At 66.6% G+C, this 2,053-nt stretch carries 2 protein-coding genes; one reads left to right on the top strand and one right to left on the bottom strand.

Going from position 1 to position 2,053, the window contains the following annotated elements:
* Positions 1–7 precede the first annotated feature (7 nt).
* Positions 8–1,060 carry an IS3 family transposase gene (locus ACZ3I4_RS47820; RefSeq protein ID WP_465388842.1) on the top strand — a complete coding sequence of 351 codons (1,053 nt, stop codon included), beginning with the start codon at positions 8–10 and terminating at the stop codon, positions 1,058–1,060.
* Between the two features lie 17 nt (positions 1,061–1,077).
* On the opposite strand, the gene ACZ3I4_RS47815 is transcribed toward ACZ3I4_RS47820, so the two are convergent.
* Positions 1,078–2,052: an IS630 family transposase gene (locus ACZ3I4_RS47815; protein ID WP_465388841.1), complete on the bottom strand. Its 975-nt coding sequence runs from the start codon at positions 2,050–2,052 to the stop codon at positions 1,078–1,080.
* Position 2,053: the final 1 nt, after the last annotated feature.

Genomic DNA, 2,053 nt, shown 5'->3' with positions numbered 1-2,053 from the left:
TGCGCGGCTGGTACCGCCGGGCAAAGGCAGATCGGGGCGAGGGCGCCCCGGGCGAGCTCACCACGGCCGAACGCGAAGAGCTCAAGCGGTTGCGTCGGCAGAACGCCGAACAGGCCAAGACGATCGAGGTGCTGCGAAAAGCCGCGGTCTTCTTCGCAAAGGAGAGCGATCGATGAACGACACGTACGCGTTCATCGAGGCGGAGAAGACCACCCACGGCGTCGCTTTCCTGTGTCGGCTGCTCAAGGTGGCCCGCTCCTCCTTCTACGCCTGGCTCGCCGCGGCCAAGGCCCGCTCGGCCCGCAAGGCCGCTGACGAGGCCCTGGCCCACGAGATCACCGTCATCCACGTCGCCTCCCGCCACACCTACGGGGTCCCGCGCGTCCATGCCGAACTGCGGCGCCTGGGGCGATGCGTGAACCGCAAGCGGGTCGCCCGCCTGATGCGCGAGCACGGCATCCAGGGAGCCCACCGCCGCAGGCGGCGGTCGCTGACCCGGCCGGACAAGAAGGCGAAGCCGGCCCCCGATCTGATCGGCCGCGACTTCCACGCCGAGACCCCCGGCACGAAGCTGGTCGGTGACATCACCGCGCTGCCCACCGGCGAGGGCTGGCTCTACCTCGCCTGCTGGCTGGACCTGGCCACCCGCGAGGTCGTCGGCTACTCGATGGCCGACCACCACCGCGCCGACCTCGTCGTCAACGCGCTGAAGATGGCCTCCGGACGCGGCCGTCTCCAGCCCGGCTGCATAGCGCATTCGGACCGCGGCAGCGAATACACCAGCAGCCACTTCCGCTACCACATAAGCGAGTTGGGCCTCCGGCAAAGCTGCGGACGCACCGGATCTTGCTTCGACAACGCCGCTGCGGAGAGTTTCTGGGCCCTGCTCAAAGAAGAGATCGGCACCCGTGTCTGGCCCGACCGGGCCACCGCCCGCGCCGAGATCTTCGACTTCATCGAGACGTTCTACAACCGCCGCCGACTGCGCAAGCACAAGGTCTTTGGCTACCTCACCCCAGCCGAGACCCGACAGCGGCACCAACACGACCTCGCGGCATAAAGATCGAGTGTCCAAGATCACGGGGAAGCTTCAGAGGTCTTCGTCCAGACGTACGGCTTCGGGTCCGTGTTCCAGGCCGCGATCCAGTTGCGGATGTCCTTCTCCAGGGCCTGGACGGATCTGTGGACGCCTCGCCGTATCTGCTTGTTGGTGAGTTCGGCGAACCATCGCTCGACGAGGTTCAGCCAGGACGAGCCCGTCGGTGTGAAGTGCGGGTGGAACCGGGGATGTGCCAGCAGCCACTTCTTGATGGCGGGAGTCTTGTGGGTGGCGTAGTTGTCGCAGATCAGGTGGACATCCAGGCCGGCGGGTACTTCCTTGTCGAGCTTGGTCAGGAACTTCTTGAACTCCTCGGCGCGATGTCGGCGGTGCAGCGAGCCGATCACCTTGCCGGTGGCGACGTCCAGTGCGGCGAACAGTGTGGTGGTACCGGCGCGAACGTAGTCGTGCGTAGTTCGCTGCGGAACTCCGGGCATCATCGGCAGCACAGGCTGGGACCTGTCCAGAGCCTGGATCTGCGACTTCTCGTCCACGCAGAACACCAACGCCCTTTCGGGCGGGTCGAGATACAACCCGACGACGTCGTGGACCTTGTCGACGAAGTACGGATCGGTCGACAGCTTGAAGGTCTCCGACCGGTGCGGCTGCAGCCCGAACGCCCGCCAGATCCGTGACACCGACGACTGCGACAGACCCATCTCCTTCGCCATCGCCCGGGTCGACCAGTGTGTTGCATTCGCCGGTGTGGACTCCAACGTCTTCGTGACCACCGCGGCGACCTGCTCGTCCGTCACCGTCCTTGGCCCACCCGGACGCGGCATGTCACCCAGGCCGGCAATCCGGTACTGCACGAATCGGGACCGCCAACGACCCACCGCATGAGGTGTGGAACCGAGCCGGGCCGCCACGTCCTTGTTCGAGGCGCCCTCGGCGCAGGCCAGGATGATCCGGCAACGCAAGGCCCACGCCTGTGGCGTGGAGCGACGCCGCACC

It is taken from the genome of Actinoplanes sp. NPDC021490 (genome assembly GCF_055562135.1).
Note: the sequence above shows the minus strand (reverse complement) of the source record. Positions and strands in the feature narration are given on the sequence as shown.